The organism is Acidobacteriaceae bacterium, assembly GCA_035944135.1.
In the GTDB taxonomy this organism is placed as follows: Bacteria; Acidobacteriota; Terriglobia; order Terriglobales; family Acidobacteriaceae; genus Granulicella.
The window spans coordinates 1-17,577 of record DASZBM010000004.1 but is presented as its reverse complement, the minus strand read 5'-3'; the positions used below and the strand labels follow the sequence as shown (position 1 = coordinate 17,577).

General features: G+C 60.1%; 9 protein-coding genes. 6 read left to right on the top strand and 3 right to left on the bottom strand.

Features of this window, described 5'->3' with window-relative positions; translation table 11 throughout:
* Positions 1 to 4 precede the first annotated feature (4 nt).
* Entirely contained in the window at positions 5 to 1,411 is a 1,407-nt protein-coding gene (locus VGU25_10180) for a hypothetical protein (protein ID HEV2577566.1), read from the top strand.
* A gap of 1 nt (position 1,412) precedes the next feature.
* On the top strand, positions 1,413 to 3,182 hold the full coding sequence (locus tag VGU25_10175; GenBank protein ID HEV2577565.1) for a hypothetical protein: 1,770 nt from the start codon (positions 1,413 to 1,415) through the stop codon (positions 3,180 to 3,182).
* 15 nt (positions 3,183 to 3,197) lie between these two features.
* On the opposite strand, the gene VGU25_10170 is transcribed toward VGU25_10175, so the two are convergent.
* Positions 3,198 to 4,736: a hypothetical protein gene (locus VGU25_10170; GenBank protein HEV2577564.1), complete on the bottom strand. Its 1,539-nt coding sequence runs from the start codon at positions 4,734 to 4,736 to the stop codon at positions 3,198 to 3,200.
* Between the two features lie 78 nt (positions 4,737 to 4,814).
* Between VGU25_10170 and VGU25_10165 the strand changes: the two genes are divergently transcribed.
* Complete coding sequence (locus VGU25_10165) at positions 4,815 to 5,594, top strand: glycosyltransferase family 2 protein (protein ID HEV2577563.1); 780 nt, start codon at positions 4,815 to 4,817, stop codon at positions 5,592 to 5,594.
* 102 nt (positions 5,595 to 5,696) lie between these two features.
* Here VGU25_10165 and VGU25_10160 read toward each other — a convergent pair whose 3' ends face one another.
* The gene (locus VGU25_10160; protein HEV2577562.1) at positions 5,697 to 5,831 is read right to left on the bottom strand and encodes a hypothetical protein; all 135 of its coding nucleotides are present in this window, start codon (positions 5,829 to 5,831) and stop codon (positions 5,697 to 5,699) included.
* A 19-nt stretch (positions 5,832 to 5,850) separates the two neighbouring features.
* Positions 5,851 to 7,047, bottom strand: coding sequence for a hypothetical protein (locus tag VGU25_10155; GenBank protein HEV2577561.1), 1,197 nt, complete (start codon positions 7,045 to 7,047; stop codon positions 5,851 to 5,853).
* 328 nt (positions 7,048 to 7,375) lie between these two features.
* On the opposite strand from VGU25_10155, the gene VGU25_10150 reads away from it, so the two are divergent.
* The 3 genes from VGU25_10150 to gyrA all read left to right on the top strand — a co-directional run.
* Positions 7,376 to 10,984: a carboxypeptidase-like regulatory domain-containing protein gene (locus VGU25_10150; GenBank protein HEV2577560.1), complete on the top strand. Its 3,609-nt coding sequence runs from the start codon at positions 7,376 to 7,378 to the stop codon at positions 10,982 to 10,984.
* Between the two features lie 239 nt (positions 10,985 to 11,223).
* The gene (locus VGU25_10145) at positions 11,224 to 14,739 is read left to right on the top strand and encodes a carboxypeptidase regulatory-like domain-containing protein (GenBank protein ID HEV2577559.1); all 3,516 of its coding nucleotides are present in this window, start codon (positions 11,224 to 11,226) and stop codon (positions 14,737 to 14,739) included.
* A gap of 162 nt (positions 14,740 to 14,901) precedes the next feature.
* Positions 14,902 to 17,577 (top strand): DNA gyrase subunit A (gyrA, locus tag VGU25_10140; protein HEV2577558.1); only part of this gene is annotated, 2,676 nt, incomplete at its 3' end.

The window sequence follows — 17,577 nt, the reverse complement described above, 5'->3', positions numbered from 1 at the left end:
GCCCATGCAGGCAGCCGATCTGGAAAAACCGTCCGAGCGAAAGGCGCTCCGATATCTCGGAGTCGCGACTCTCGCTGTTCCCATCCTGCTGTTTGTCCTGGTCACTCTGCGCACCAGCGTCAACATTCCCTTCGAGGATGACTATGACGGCATCGGTGAGTTCATTGAGCACTATGTCTCGCTGCACGGCGCGGCAGCGAGGCTCTGGTGGGTCCTGACCGCGCAGCATGTGCAATACAAAGACATGGTGATGCAGACGGTCGTCGCTCTGCAGTATCAATGCATCCATCGCATCAACTACCAGTGGCTGCAGCTTTGCGGCAATCTTTCCGAGCTGGCGACAGTCGTCGTTCTCTGGTTCATCTTTGCGCGCTCCGCCAGACCGCTCACGCAGCGCATCTGGTTGTTCAGCGTTCCCTGTTTTCTGTATCTCGGGCTGCGCTACGCCGACACGGTCAACTGGGCCATGACCAATCTGCAGGGACCAACGGTCATCCTCTTTGCTGCGCTGACGGCGCTCCTCGCGACCTCCACGCGCCGCAAGATTATGCCGTGGTTCCTGCTTTCGCTCGCCCTTACGATCGCCTCCTCGGTCAACGGCTTTCTCATCGTGCCGGTTCTCCTCTTCCTGTTTCTGTATGCACGGCGCTTCCGTGAAGCCTCCTACACCGTCGCCGTCACATTGGCCATGGGTGCGCTTTACGCCTGGCACTACACACTCATCGTCGGCTCTGACGTTCCATCCCCACATGGCGTCAAGTCGCTGATCGGTTTCCCCTTCGCCTTCCTCGGAGCTGGGACCGGCGCTGTCCATAGCGCTCTCGTGGTTGGCGTGGTACTCGTCGCGGGCTTCGCCTTTCTCACCTTGCGAGGCTGGCTTCGCGTGTGCCCAGCCTCTTTCGGCCTTGCTCTCTTCAGTCTCCTCACCGCCTGTCTTGTTGCGGCAGGACGATTTCGATTAGGGCTCGAAGCTGCTATTCCCGGCCGCTACGCGATGTACACGGCTCTGCTCGCTTCACTCGAGTACATCGCCGCCGTCAGGCTGTTCGCTCCCCGGACGCTGCGTCGCGGTTCGCCGTGGTTTTTATGTCTCGGCGCCGCCGGCGTTGGCGCTTTCCTGTTTTGTCTGCTCGCCGACCTCCGCGGATATCAGTTGCTGCGCGATCGGAAGGAGCGTCTCACGACGCACCTGATTCTCTGGGAGCGGCACCCGGATCACCTGGTGCTCGTACCCGACGAAGGCATCGCTGAACAGCAGCCAGGCTTCGTTCGAACCCGCATACGCTTCCAGCAGGATATGCAGCGAGAGGTTGCTGCCGGTCTCTATATTCCGCCCTACACAGCCGCAGACCCTCTGCCGGTCCGCACCCACTCGCCTTCTTCGCAAGGGATCGAAAATGAACGCCCCTGAGATGACTCGTGGCTCCCAGAGCCGTACCAGCCCGCCGAAGCTTTTCTCCGCTGCCGGCTTTTTCTGCGTGCTTCTTCTCGCTGTCTGCATCATCATCACGTGGCCCTTCGCGCAGATCGGCATCAACGATGACTGGGTTTACAGTCTCATCGCGTTTGACTTCGCCCGCACGGGACACTTCCTGTATCACGGATGGGCGTCTCCAATTCTTGGCTGGCAAGCAATGTGGGGAGCGCTCTTTGTTCGGCTCTTTGGCGCATCGTTTAACGTCATCCGACTTTCCAGCATTCCCATCGCGCTGGCCACCGTGCTGCTTTATCACGGCGTGCTTCGTCGCTTCGGGCTCAATCCTGCGCACGCTGTCTTCGGCACGCTCACGTTTGCTCTGAGCCCGCTGTTCCTGCCGTTGACAGCGACGTTCATGACCGACGTCTCAAGCCTTTTTGCCATCCTCGTGTGCGTCTATCTCTGCCAGCGGGCCATCGCTGCGCACACGAATCTGTCGGCCATCTCCTGGCTCGCCGCCGCTGCGTTGACCAATATTGCGCTCGGGACCGTCCGCCAGATCGCGTGGCTTGGTCTTCTAGTTATTGTGCCGAGCTGTGGATGGCTGCTTCGCCGCCGCCGCTTCGCGCTTCCCGCCACCGCAGTTCTCTGGCTCATTGGCGCGATCTGCATTCGGTCCGTGCTCCACTGGTTTGCCCGCCAACCCTACTCCGCGCCATTGAGCCTGCTCCCTCCGCGCCAGGCTCACAACATGGTCTACGTGCATCTGGCTAACAGTATCTGGCGCACGCTGCTGGCCACGCTGCTGTATGTGCTTCCGGTTCTCGCGATGGGCGTCGCAGCGTTGCGCCAAATGCGCAGCCGCAGCTTCGTCGCGCCGGCAACGGCGGCTGCCATCGTCATTGTGCTCTGGCTTGCGATCCCGGCGCAGATCATCGATCCACTTCTGCCGCCATGGCTGGGCAATGTGGTCACGGCCAACGGCATCATGCAGAGCGGTGGTCTCTTCGGATCCACCAGGTCTGTACCGCCCTGGATACTGGCCTGCGTCGCAGCTCTGGTTGCATTCTGCGCTGTCGCCTGCGTGCAAACGTTCTTAAAATTCCGCGCGTCCTCCCATCCGCAAGCGGAAATGTCGTGGCGCACGCTATCCATTCTTCTTCTGCCGTTTACGGCGGTGTACTGCTGCCTGCTGGTGCCTCTCGCGTCGTCGCTCGGCATGATAGACCGCTACCTTCTGGAGATCCTTGCCGTCCTGCTCGTCTTCCTTCTGCGCTTGCACCAGGAGCGCATAAGCCCGCGCATCCCTGCCATCTCCGTCGCCATCCTTGCAATCGGTGCTGTCATTGCGATTGCCGGCACGCATGATCTCTTTGCCATGGACCGCGCGCGCGTCCGTCTGCTCGACGAGGTTCAGCGCTCCGGCGTGCCGCGCACCGCCGTCAGCGGCGGGTTCGAATTCGACGCTGTCACGCAGGTCCAGGCCTGGGGCTACTTCAATGACCCTCGCATCAAAAATCCACCCGACGCCTTTAAGCCGCAGCCTGACGCTTACGTGGACACCGATCCCTGCCGCAACCCGCTGCAGGTGTATGCCCCGGCCGTGCACGCCATCTATGTTCTTGAGGCGGACCCCATCGCCTGTCTCCATCCGAGCCAGTTCCCGCCCGCCACCTACCAGACCTGGCTTCCGCCCGCGAAGCGCCAGCTCTTCATCGGAATCCGCAATCCCACGCCAGCCAGTTGGGGTCAGCCATCCCATTGATGCAAGACCGAACCGCTACGTCTTGCGGCTGATCCGGTAGATGTAGAAGCTTTCCAAAGCAGAGTCCGCACCCGGAAACGAAGTCAGCGGAACAGCCTGAAGTCCCGCGCTCGTTAGACGTTTAGTGTCGTCGTCGGCGAGAGGTCGGTAGAACACAAACACCAGTTGATTGGTGTGCAGGTCCTGCATAGCCAGGTTGAATCGCAGAGGAAGCTGTGATTCAGGGAACACCTCGCGGTCCTTGGAGAACAGCTTGAACGTGTCCACGCACCGGCATTCCAGAAAATAAACCGGCCGCTGCATCTCTTCCGCCACGCTGCCGAAGCTGACATCACCCGCACCCACCAGGGCCGCGTTCGGCTCATTCTGCTTCAGCCAGAACGCCGCCTCCCGCGCGCGCGAAAACGGATGTGCCCATGAGCCGTAAACTGCGAACGCACCGGCGACCGCACTCATCCCCAGCAGAAGATACGTCCAGCGCGACCATCTGACACGTCGCTCGCCCTTGCCCTCGTTCTGCACGCTCTGCAGCCACAATCCCACCACAAACGACACAAACGAGATGCCCCAATGCCGTACGCGCCCTTCATAGACGAAGTCGGCGAACAGGATGCCAAAGGCAAGCGTGCATCCCATCAGCAAAAGCAGATTGCGATCGCGGCGAAACGTCCACCAGTACGCGAACAGCACCACCGGAACCAGCAGGTAGAGCCAGCGCGCCTCCACCACGCTTGTCTCCCAGAAGTGGTGCGGGAACTTCGGTGAGATCGGCCACCACGGCGCGGCCACCATATTGCCAATTGACGCCTGGATGCGATGCCGGTCGAGCGCGTGCGACCCAAGGTGCCCGGAACTCTGCCAGCTGATCTGCTTCGCCGGCCACAGCGTCGCAATGGATAGCCCTACCAGCGCCACATAAGCGAGCACTCCCGGAACCCAGCGCCTGATCACAGCGCGGCGCTGCTCTCTCGCCACGTCGAAGTACGAGCTGTACGCATACTCGACCAACAGCGCGCCTGACAACAGCACGCCGGTCATGTCGGTATTGCCGGCGAGGCCCAGCAGCGCACAGCAGCCCACCACGCAATCCGGCTTCCGCAGTCTGAGCACGACATAGAGCAGCACCAGCAGCAACATCACCGAGTACATCCGGCACATCACCGTGTACTCCCACACGAGGAAGTAGCTGCCCAGGATCAGAGCCCGCTGCTTGTAGGTGAAAGGTGACAACAGCCCGAGGATGAGGATGTTCGCGGTGCCCAGCGCGGCCTCCACCCACTTCATCCCCACGGGATCATGTGTCAACCGCGACGGAAACCAGAGGATGAAGTACCAGAGCCACGGGTGGCCTTCGAAGTGTACGTAGTAGAAGAGTTTCGAAAGTGTCGGGCTCGCCGCGCTGATCGCCCATGCATTGACCTCATCGAAGAACATCGTGTGATGCGCGATATCCACCCAGAACAGCAGCAGGAAGGGAAGCACAACCGCCAGCGTCTTCCACGACAATCTGCTGAATCGGGCGTGTGCCTGGGGATGAGCGGTAGAAGTAGCCATTCACCACAAGTGTAGCCAGCCAGGTACGCCTTGCGCGAAATTGAACCTACTGTCACACACCTTCGCTAGCGTAGCGGCATGCTCCTGAGCTTCGTGGTTCCTGCGTACAACGAAGAGGCCTACCTCGGTGCCTGTCTCGATTCCATCCTGGAACAGACCCGCGGCCTTGAGCACCTCACCGAGATCATCGTCGTCAACAACGCCAGCACCGATGGCACCCGCGCGATCGCGCTCCGGTATGCCATGCAGGATGCGCGCGTGCGCCTCGTCGACGAGCAGCGCAAGGGGCTTCCCTTCGCACGGCAGGCCGGCTTCCTCGCCTCCACAGGATCGCTCCTCGCCAACGTAGACTCGGACTCCCGCCTCACGCCCGGCTGGGTCGAGAATGTCCTTCGCACCTTTCGTGACCACGAGGGCAATCATCCTCAACTCGTCGCGCTCTCCGGCCCGCTCGTCTACTACGACCTCACGTCTTCGCAGCGCCGCCTCGTGAGCGTCTTCTATCTCATCGCGTGGCTCACCTATGGGATCAACAAGTACATCCTGCGCGTGGGCTCCATGGTGCAGGGCGGCAACTTCGTCCTCAGCCGCGCTGCGCTGGAGGCCATTGGCGGTTACGACGTCTCCATCACCTTCTACGGCGAGGACACCGACATCGCGCGCCGCCTTCATGCCGTCGGCAAAGTCCTATTCACCTTCGACCTGAAGATGCTCTCCTCCGCGCGCCGCCTCAAGCACGAAGGCATGCTTACCATCGCCTTCCGCTACGCGGTGAACTACTTCTGGACGACCTTCTTCAAGCGGCCCTTCACGCGCGAGCACATCGATATCCGGGAGCTAAGTACGAGTGAACAGTGAGTAGTGAATAGTGAATAAAGCAAGAGCCAGTCACCTGCGCACTGCTCTCGTCGGGAATCGTCATGTGTAGGGCTGGAAGTAGTTTGGTAGTTGTCTTATTCACTACTCACTATTCACTACTCGCTGAAGTACCAGCATCCGCTTCGCGCGCACCATCACAGCCGCGTACATCGCATCCCACGCCGACACAACATCCACGCCAATCCACGCTACCGTCGCTGCAGCAATCCATCCCATTCTGCGCCCCCGGTCCTCTTTACTGAAGCTCCATCTCCAGCGGCATCGAGTCGCTCACCCGAAGCGCCGCACTCAGTCCGTTCCGCAAAACCTCACTCCGTCCCAGCTTCACCGTCTCTATAGCCATACGTAGCGGCCATGGAGCCCGTTCCCAAAGCTCCTTCAGCGAGCGCATATTTCCCTGCGCATCCGGATGAAACGCGCGCTCATCCCACCGCTGCCAGCCCTCGATGAACTCCGGAAAATCCGTCACCGCATTCAGCGTCGACTGCAGGATCCGTCCCTCCCACGGCTTCGCATACTGCGGCATAAACAACACATGGCTGCGGCGCTCGATCCGCACCTCATCCACAAACTCGCGGAAGTTCCGTGCGTTCGTCAGATTCACATTCGCATTCGGCTCCAGGCCATGCCGGTCGCCGCCGGAAATCATCAGATGGCCCGTCTCGCGCGCCATCCGCATCACCTCGCGGTTCTCCTTCGCGTGCCGCAGCCCATTAAGCTCTACCGCATGAATCGCATCGCCGGCCGCCTCGATGAACCGGGCTACCTCCCGCCGGTGCGTCGCTTCACCGACTTCATGCAAATCCCACGCCGGGTGATTGAAAACCACCAGCACTCCCGCTGTCCCATCCAGCTCGCGCACCATTGCGATCAGCCGCGCGTCCATCCACTCCACTCGCGCGCCGTACTCCTCTTCGCAGCACCGCGCTTCCAGCGCCTCTCGGGTGTATTCCGCAAAGCGCTGCATCCAAGCAGCTCCGTCTGAGCTCGGCAAATTGTGAATTCCCAGGTGAAGCTCCGTGTCACCGAACGGCGCACTCCACTCCACCGACACTGGGATATGCCGCGCACTCGGCACCGTACGCAGCAGCATCGGCGCCTCAATCGTGTCATGGTCCGTAATTGAAACCAGAGGCTCCAATCCCAGCCCGCGAATCTGCCCTGCCTCCAGGTCGAACGCCATCCTGGGCAACAGCGGCGGCCGCCAGAACGCGCGCTCAAAATCAAGCTCGAGCCCGTGGTTCTTCCGGCATCCGCGTTCATACCGCCGCACCAGCCAGTCGGCTCCCGGAAGCGCGCTCACAAACATGTGCACGAATTTCAAGCTCTCTTCCGAGCAGCTCGTATGGCTGTGCAGCGACACGCCCGTGCGGTACGGCTCCGCTGCCGCGCCATCCTTCCAAAGGCTTGAGATCTGGGTCTTCGCCTGCATCGCGTCCGCCTCCAGGAAAACCGGTGTATCTGCACCAATCCTGGGGCACCACTAGGAACGCCTGATAAAAGCTCTGCGAACGTGCCTTCAAATCTGAGAGGAGTACTCAATCGGTCAACGCCACCGCAAATGACAGAATCGACACGTACTTAAGTCGCCCAGCGAACAAAAAACCTATAGAAATTCTCCGCAAATTCATAGAAGTCAGACAGCTCCAGAGGCACAACTGCGCGATTTCCGGCCAAATCTTTTATTCCAAGGTTTGGAATTCAACGTGCTAATACACCGCGACAAGCAACCATCTGCCTCACCTCTTGGAGAAAGAACCATGGATCTTTCTAGGCTGCGGTGCATTCTGTCGTCTCTTCTTCTCGTCTTCCTTCTTGCCTTTGCCACCCTTCCCGCCAGCGCGATTGACGTGAACGGCCGCATCAAGGGCACCGTAACCGATCCCTCCGGCGCCGTCTTGCCTGGCGTCCAGGTCACAGCCACAAACTCAGCGACTGGGGTCAAGTTCGAGACCAAGACTCTCTCCGACGGCAACTATCTCTTCCCGCAGCTTCCGGTCGGCACTTACAGCATCTCGGTCTCCGCCCAGGGCTTCAAAGCCTTCACCATTACCGGCATCATCATCAACATCGACCAGGAGTACGTGCAGCCCGTCAAACTCGAGGTCGGAAACCGCACGGAAACCCTCGAAGTCGCCGCCGATGCTGTCCAGGTCAACACCACGGACATGCAGCTCGGCAACATTGTTGACTCCAGTCAGATGGTTGAGCTGCCGCTGATCAACCGAAACTTCACTGGCCTCGAGCTCATCGAGCCCGGCGTACAGGCTTCCAGTGATCGCTTCGGCACCTACTCTGCCAGCGGCTCTCAGACGCAACAGTCTGAGTTCGTCGTCAACGGTGCCGACACAAATGATCTTGCGCTGAATACCCTCACCTATACGCCGAATCTGGACGCGATCAACCAGTTTAATCTCTTGGAAGGTCCTCTGAATGCCGAGTACGACCGCAACTCGGGCGGCATCGTGAGCGCGACGATAAAACAAGGCACAAACCATTTCCATGGCGACGCGTTTGAGTTTTACCGCGACACTTTTCTGAACACCGCAAGCTTCTTTCAATACAGCCCGTCAACCGGGCTGAAGACCGTATCAAAGTACCACCAGAACGTCTTTGGTGGCACCCTCGGCGGCCCCATCTTCAGGGACAAACTGTTCTTCTTCGGCGCCTATCAGGGCACTCGCCAGGTCGTTCCAGAGGCCGGCGGCACAGGAATTTATGTCCCTGATGCCAACAATCTGGGCGGCAACTTCTCTGAGTTCTTGAAATCTTCCAGCAATCAATTCAACTACAGCTTCAGCACCGCCAAGGTGCCCGCGACGATTACTGGCATTCCAGGCTGCCCTCCGGGTTCGGTTTGGTCTGTTTGCCTCGGCGCCGCCGGAACAAACGGCGTGGTGCCGACGTCGGCCTTTAATCCCATTTCCGTTGCAATGATCAAGGCTTATGTCCCCTCGCCCAACAGCGGAACCTACGGTTACAACTTCAACCCCGTTGTAACGACCAAAGCTGATCAGGAGATGGGACGCATTGATTTTGCGCTGAATCCGACGAATCAGTTCACGTTCGTCGGCGTGTACCAGCACCAGGTCGCACCCGAAACTCTGCCATTCACCGGCGCCACTGTCCCTGGCTTCGGCGACGTGAGTACGCAATACACCCAGCAATACACCTTCGACTATGTCCATCAGTTCAACGCGTCGACCGTAAACGAGTTCCAGGTCCACTGGACACGCTTCAACTATCAGGCGGTCTTTCCACAGAATCCCGTCTCTCCCTCGAGCGCCGGCTTCCAGATCAGCCCACAGAACACGGCGGCCGAAGGCCTGCCGCTCATGAGCGTCTCCGGCTTCTTTACTCTTGGTTTTTCCACCAATGGCCCGCAGCCTCGCATCGACCAGGTTTACCAGCTTGGTGACAGCGTTTCCAAGGTCATTGGAAACCACTCGTTCAAGTTCGGCTATGACGGTCGCCGCTTCAATGTTTCCAATCCGTTCAGCGCACGCAACAACGGAAGCTACAGCTTCACGTCAACATCCACCTACAGCACTGGCGTGCCGATCCTCGACTTCCTGCTCGGAATTCCGGCTAGCTACTCCCAGAGTTCCGGCGCTACCATCCAGGCCGATGCTTTCCTCAACTATCTCTTCGCGCAGGACACCTGGAAGGTCTCCGACAGCTTAACGTTCGATTACGGCATGGGCTACTCGCTCGATACACCTCTGCGCGAGCATCAGTACCAGGGCAAGGCGGTCATCTGCCTTATCGGCGGCCAGCAGTCCACCGTCTTCCCGACCGCGCCGAAGGGCCTGAATTATCCGGGCGACCCCGGCTGCTCGACCAGCGCCACGGCAACCATGCATTACGGCGAGTTTGGTCCGCGCATTGGTTTCGCCTGGTCGCCGACCAGTCTCGGTTGGCTCTCTGGTGGCGCTCACAGGTTCTCCATCCGTGGCGGTTTCGGCATTTACTACGACCGCACCGAGGAGGAGAGCTCGCTCGAGACTCTCACCACACCACCGTTCGGTCTCACCTCGACTGGAGTTAATGACTACTCCACTACCACCACTGGGACTCTCGTTCCCGAATTCGGCAACCCTTACGTGGATATCAACTCCGGTACGGTTTACGCGAACAAGTTCCCGTACACCTTCCCCACGCCCGGTGCGCCTATCAACTGGGCCAAGCTGGAGCCGGTCTCAAAGAGCACCTACGCGCCAAATTTCCGTGCTCCCTATGCCGAGAACTTCCAGCTCAGCCTCGAGCGTGAATTTCCAGCAAAGGTAGTTGCGCGGCTCAGCTACGTTGGTTCGCTCGCCCACCGCAATCAGGTCGACTACGAAGGCAATTACGAGACAGCCGCCGGACACGCAGCTTGCCTTGCCAATCCGGCCTGCTCAGCACCGAGCGCCAACCCGTACGTCGTAAACACGAACGCCAATAACCAGATGAAACTCTACCCGGGGAACACCGCCTGGGGAAGCGTTGATCCGAACACCGGCCTGACTGGCTTTACCAGCATTGGCGAAGACGCGTCCGAAGGAAGCTCAAACTACAACGCCCTGCAGGCCAGCGTTCAAAAGGCTTACACGCACGGTCTGCAGTTCCAGTTGAGCTATACGTTTTCGCACGCACTTGACGACGGCTCCAGCTTTGAGAACTCCGGGTTCGGCTCCAGTGGCCGTGGCTACAACCAATACGATAAAGCCCTCAACTACGGCAATTCGTCGTATGACGCGCGTCAGCGCCTCGTGTTTGCCCCAATCTATATCTCGCCCATTTTGCACGGGTCTAGTTGGTACAGCCCGAAGAACCTAGCATTGTCAGGCTGGGAGATTACCGGCATCATGACTTTGGCGACCGGCTTTCCGTACGACATCTCGTACGCCGGCGGCTCGTCGAACTCCCTGTGGTGCTCCAGCAGCAACTCGTTCTACGCCTGCCCCGACGTCCCGAACCAAGTCGGCCCACTCGTTCGTCTCAACCCGCGCGTGCGTGTCGGAGCCAACGACGTCCCCAGCCAGACAGCCACTGCCACAGGCTGGTTTGCCTACAACACCGGCTTCGTTACCCCGGAGGCCATCGGTACCTTCGGCAACGAAGGACGGAACGCCTACCATGGTCCGGGGATCAACAATACCAACCTGATTATCGCGAGAAATTTCAACATGTCGTCTGACGGACTCCGGCGTCTGCGTCTCAGTATGGAATCCGACAACGTCTTCAATCACACCAACTTCGCTAATCCCAGCGCCACGCCCACCTTCAACTCCAGTGGTACGCCGACTGGAACGTTTGGCCAGATTACTTCCACCAACTCGGCCTATCCGGCCCGTCAGACCCAGCTCGCCGCGAAGTTCTACTTCTAACCATCCCGCACACACCGCAACGACCTAAAAAGGGCGCCTTCGGGCGCCCTTTATTTTTGGTCATGATCCCATTGAGCGGAAACCCGACCCCAAATTTCTCCAGAAATTCATAGGTTCCATCCCATCGTGTCCCGAATCCTCAATAACTTATGAGTCGACCCCCGACCCTTTTGGTTTGGCACCAAAATTGCGTACAACGACAGTAATAGCTCGTAGGGAGAACTGTTCTGGAGAAATTCATGTCTTTGGCTAAGTTTCGAAGCGTCTCGTCGACGCTGGTTTTCGCATTCGTACTGGCGTTTCTTGCATTCCCGGCCCACGCAGTAGACGTAAATGCCCGCATCAAGGGAACCGTTACGGATCCTTCGGGCGCAGTCGTCCCCGGCGCCACCGTCACGGCGACCAACATCGCCACCGGGGTCAAATACCCCACGAAGAGCCTTTCTACCGGCGACTATCTCTTCCCGCAGCTCCCGGTCGGCACCTACAGCATCACGGTCAGCGCACCCGGCTTCAACAGCTTCACCGCCACCGGCATTGTCCTCAACATCGATCAGGAGTATGTTGAGCCGGTCAAGCTTCAGGTCGGCAACACCACCGAGACCCTTGAGGTCGCCGCCGACGCCGTCCAGGTCAACACGACCGACATGCAGCTCAACAACATCGTCAACTCCGGACAGATGGAAGAGCTGCCGCTCATCGGCCGCAACTTCACGGCGCTCGAAACTACACTTCCTGGCGTCCAGCCGACCGACACGCGCTTCTCCGGCACCTACTCCGTCAGCGGCGCTCAGGCACAGCAGTCTGAGTATCTGATCAATGGCGCCGACACGAACGACATCGCGCTCAACACCATCGTGTTCGTCCCGAACCTCGACGCGATCGATCAATTCAACCTGATCGACGGTCCGCTGAATGCGGAGTATGACCGCAACTCGGGCGGCATCGTCACTGCGACCATCAAGCAGGGTACTAACCGCTTCCACGGCACTGGTTTTGAGTACTATCGCGATACCTTCCTGAACACGAACGGCTTCTTCCAGAAGCAGTTCTCTGGTGGCAAGCGAATTGACGTCATCAGCCCCTACCACCAGAACATCTTCGGTGGCACCATCGGTGGTCCGGTATTCAAGGACAAGCTCTTCTTCTTCGGCGCGTATCAGGGCACGCATCAGCGCGTACCGGAGGGGACTTACAACAACACGGTTCTCACCTCGAATCAACTCGCGGGCAACTTCAGCTCGGACGTCGGAAACTTCAGCACGAATCCAATTCCCAGCTCCATAAGCATCCCGGGTTGCACCACCGGGGAGACATGGGCCGACTGCTTGGACAGCGCTCGCGGATCCGCCGCCGCCGGTTACGTTCCCACTAGTGCCTTCAACGCGCTGACCACGAAGCTCGCCAAGCAGTACGTTCCAGCCGCGAACAACGGCGCGTTCTATACCCTCAACGCTACTGAGAACACGACCGCTAACCAGTACATCGGCCGCGTCGACTACAACCTGAACCCCAAGAACCAGATCACTGTCCTCGGACTTTATCTGAGCCAGAATCTTCTTGAAGGCGTTCCCTTTAGCGGCGCGACGCTCCCCGGCTTCGGCGACGGCAGCATCGAGCACATCCAGCAGTGGACCGTCGACTACGTGCGTCAACTAAGCACGACGGCCGTCAACGATCTGTCGGCCCACTACACCCGCTTCAACTACAACACGGGCAAGCCGCAGCAGGTCATGCTGCCCAGCTCCGCTGGCTTCAGCATCACGCCAAACGACACAACCAATGCGACCCTGCCCAACATCTCGGTCAACGGCGGTTCGCCGGGGGGCTTTTCCATCGGCGGTACAACAAACGGACCGCAGCCCCGTATCGATCAGGTTATCCAGCTCGATGACAACTTCACCAAGAGCTTCGGCCACCACAGTCTTAAGTTCGGCTATGACGGTCGCAAGTTCTCCGTGTGGAACCTCTTCGATGCTCGCAATAGCGGCGCATACTCGTTCGACACCAACGGTGCCTACTCGACCGGCGACGCCTTCCTCGATTACCTCCTTGGCATCCCTGACACCTATGCGCAGGGCACCGGCAACCTGATCGCGGCAACGGCCTTCCTGAACTACGTCTTTGCGCAGGACTCGTGGAAGGTCACCAACACACTTACGCTCAACTATGGTCTCGGGTATTCGATGGATACCCCGATGATGAATCATCAGTACGGCGGCGAGGCTGTTGCCTGCTTCATCGTCGGCGAAAAATCGAATATCTTCCCTGGCGCGCCCACCAACATGGCGTTCCCCGGAGACCCCGGTTGCTATAACTCAGGTCAGGCTGTGAAGCACTGGGGCGAACTCGGCCCGCGCTTCGGCTTCGCCTGGGCACCCGATCTCGGTTGGATCTCCGGCCAGCCCGGCAAGTTCTCCGTCCGTGGCGGCTTTGGTATCTACTACGACCGCACCGAGGAAGAGAGTTCGCTCCAGACCCTCGGCACGCCGCCCTTCGGCTTCCAGAGCGGTGGCGCAAATGACTTCGGCGGAACTCCTTCCGTCGTGAATCCGTTCGTGGACATCAACGGTGGCAACGACCCGACTGGCGCACCTCTCAGCCAGACGAGTGAGAACAACCGCTTCCCTTATGTCGCTCCGTCCCGCGGATCCAGCATCGCCTGGAGCAGCCTGGAGCCCGTCTTCAACATCAGCAGCTACGATCAATCCTTCCGTGCCCCTTACTCGGAGAACTTCCAACTCTCCGTGGAGCGTGAACTCCCCTCGCGTATGGTGGCTCGCCTCAGCTACGTAGGTGCTCTTGGCAAGCACAATCAGGTCACCTATGAGGGCGATTACGAGACAGCCGCAGGTCACGCGGCCTGCGTCGCCGATCCGAGCTGCGTTGCACAACGCAATTCGCAATCGGGTGTCTATCCAAGCCATACCATTGGAAACAACCCCAACTTCATCGAGATCGGCGAAGTAGGTTCCTACGCAAGCTCTAACTACAACTCTTTACAGGCAAGCATCACCAAGGCTGTTACCCATGGCTTGCAGTTCCAGGCCAGCTACACCTACGCTCACGCGATGGACGATGCGTCGAGCTTCGAGAACAGCGGCTTCGGCAACAGTGGTCAGCGAGCTTGGAACCAGTTCCAGAAGTCGTTGAACTACGGCGATTCGACCTACGACGTGCGTCATCACTTTGTCTTCTCGCCCGTCTATACCTCACCCCTGATTCATGGCAGCGCCTTCAGTCCAATGAGCCTCGCGCTCTCAGGCTGGGAGATCAGCGGAATCCTGACGCTGAACACCGGCGAGCCGTATGACATCTCCTATGCTGGCACCACCGGGCGCTCGCTCTGGTGCTCGCCCAACTACAGCTTCTACGCCTGCCCGGACGTTCCTGTTCAGTCGGGTCCGCTCGTTCGCACCAACCCACGCAATCTGTCCGCAAAGGGCCAGTGGTTTGCCAACAACGGCTTCATCACTGACGAACCGATCGGCAGCTTCGGTAACGTGCATCGCAACCCGTATCACGGGCCGGGGGCCAACAACACGAACCTCGTTCTCGCGAAGAACTTCATCCTTTCCAACGATGGTGTCATGAGGTTGCAGCTCCGCATGGAAAGCGATAACGTCTTCAACCACACGAGCTTCAACAACCCGAGTTCACTTTGGGAGGTCGGTGGCGCCAATACCGCCTTCGGCGAAATCACTTCCGCCGCGAACGCACGTCAGACGCAGCTCGGCGCAAGATTCTACTTCTAATCTCATCCATTACACACCCACTTCGGGGCGCCTTCGGGCGCCCCTTTTCTCTGCCTGCAAGTTGCTCATTCTGCGTCGCGTATCCACACCGGCACCTGCCGCTATCAACGTTGCAAAACGCCTATAATAAGAGGTGACGATACATAGAAAGTTTGCGTGACGATGCCTGACGACCAGAACCAGCTCCCCCTCGGCTCCAACCCCAACGACCCACCCAGCGCACAGGACGCCAACTCCAACAACCCGCCTCCTGGCGGCGGAGGAGACGGCCCCGGCGCGCCCACAGGTCCCGGAGCCCTGCAGCTTCTGCCCATCAACATCGAGGAGGAGATGCGCCGGTCGTATCTCGACTACTCGATGTCGGTCATCATCGGCCGCGCCCTGCCTGACGCCCGCGACGGCCTCAAGCCCGTGCATCGCCGCGTCCTCTACGGCATGCAGGAGATGGGCCTGCAGTTCAACAAGAAGTACACCAAGTCGGCCAAGGTCGTCGGCCACGTGATGGGTAATTACCATCCGCACGGCGATTCCGCCATCTACGACACGATGGTCCGTCTCGCGCAGCCCTTCTCGCTGCGCTATCCGCTCATCGACGGCCAGGGCAACTTCGGCTCCGTCGACGGCGACCCGCCCGCCGCCATGCGTTACACCGAAAGCCGCATGATGCGCCTCGCCGGCGAGATGCTCGCGGACATCGATTCAGAAACCGTCGACTTCGTCCCCAACTACGACGAGTCCACCACCGAGCCGAGCGTCCTTCCCGCACGCATTCCCAACCTCATCGTCAATGGCAGCACCGGCATCGCCGTCGGCATGGCGACGAACATCCCGCCGCACAATCTCACCGAGGTCCTCAACGCGACAATCGCGCTCATCCAGAAGGAAAAGTCCGACGCGCGCCCCGACCTCGCGATCGTTCTCGATCACGTCAAAGGTCCCGACTTCCCCACCGGCGGCTATCTCTATGGCCGCGGCAATCTCGCGCAGACCTACAAGACCGGCCGCGGCCGCTTCATCATGCGCGCCAAGTGTGGCCTCGAGCAGATCAGCGGCGGCCGTCAGGCAATCATCACCACCGAGATTCCCTACCAGGTCAACAAATCAAACCTCATCAAGCGCATCGCCGAGCTCGTCAACGAGAAGATCATCGACGACATCTCCGACGTGCGCGACGAGTCCGACCGCGACGGCATGCGCATCGTCATCGAACTCAAGCGCGGCGCCCAGCATGAGATCGTCCTCAACCAGCTCTACAAGCACACACAGATGCAGGAAAGCTTCTCGATGATCTTCCTGGCTGTGCACAACAATCAGCCCAAGGAGCTCTCGCTCCCCGCGGCCATCCACGCCTTCATCGATCACCGCATCGACGTCGTCCGCCGCCGCACCGCCTTCCTGCTCAACAAGGCCCGCGACCGTGAACACATCCTGCTCGGCCAGCAGATCGCGCTCGACCATCTCGACTCCGTCATCAAGATCATCCGTCAGTCCGCCAGCCGCGCCGACGCTCGCGAGAACCTCTTCCAATTCTTCTCCAATCGCCGCATCACGCTCCGCGGCACTGAGATCAAGGGCGTTTCGCTCGACCCTGCCAAGTACGGCATCGACCTCGCCGGCGGCAGCGTCTCCGCGCAGCTTGCAGGCAACTCCACCGGCACGCTGATCCTCTCCTACCGCCAGATCGACGCCATCCTCGAACTGCAGCTCTACCGCCTCACCCAGCTCTCCGTCGACGAAATCCTCAACGAGCTCAAGCTCGTCCGCGACAACATCGCCGAGTTCGAGTCCATCCTCGCCTCCGAGAAAAAACTCCGCCGCGTCATCGTCAAGGAGCTCGAAGAGATCCGCGACAAGTACGGCGACGCACGCCGCACCACCATCATCGACGAGTCCGCCGAGCTCACCCTCGAGGACCTCATCGCCGACGAGCAGGTCGCCGTCACCGTCTCCAACACCGGCTACCTCAAGCGCACGCCCATCTCCACCTACCGCCAGCAGCGCCGCGGCGGCACCGGCCGCATGGGCATGAAGACCCGCGAGGAAGACTTCGTCTCGCAGCTCATCATCGACTCCACGCACGCCTATCTGCTCTGCTTCACCAACACCGGCCGCGTCTACTGGCTCAAGGTTTATGAGATCCCCGACGTCGGCGCCGCCGGCAAGGGCAAGGCCATGGCCTCGCTCGTCGACCTCCAGCCCGGCGAAAAGGTCGTCACCATCCTCCCCGTCCGCGACCTCACCGAAGAGAACAAGTACGTCCTCTTCGCCACCCGCAACGGCACCGTCAAGAAGACCGCACTCCGCGACTTCTCCAACGTCATGGCCCGCGGCATCATCGCCATCGGCATTGACAAGGACGACGAGCTCGTCACCGCCCGCATGACCGACGGCGAGCAGGTCATCTTCCTCGCCACGCACGACGGCATGGCCATCCGCTTCGACGAGCGCGACCTCCGCGCCATGGGCCGCCCCGCCTTCGGCAACCGCGGCATCTCGCTCAAGAAGGGTGACTACGTCATCGGCGCCGCCGTCACCCCCTCCAACGAGGCCCGCAACAAGCAGCGCCTCGAGCGCGCCAAAGCCGCCGGCCTCGCCGCCCAGGTCCAAAAGGCCATCGACGAAGCCATCGACTCCGCCGCCTCGCAGCCCCTCGAGCTCGCAGCCGCCGACGACACCGCCGCCGCGCCCGCGCTCTCCGAGGAAGCCGCCGCCAAGCTCCAGAAGCTCGACGAGAAGCTCGGCCTCACCCCCTGCCTCATCCTCACCGTCTCCGAGAACGGCTACGGCAAGCGCACCGACGTCGACGCCTACCGCCTCCAGTCGCGCGGCGGCAAGGGC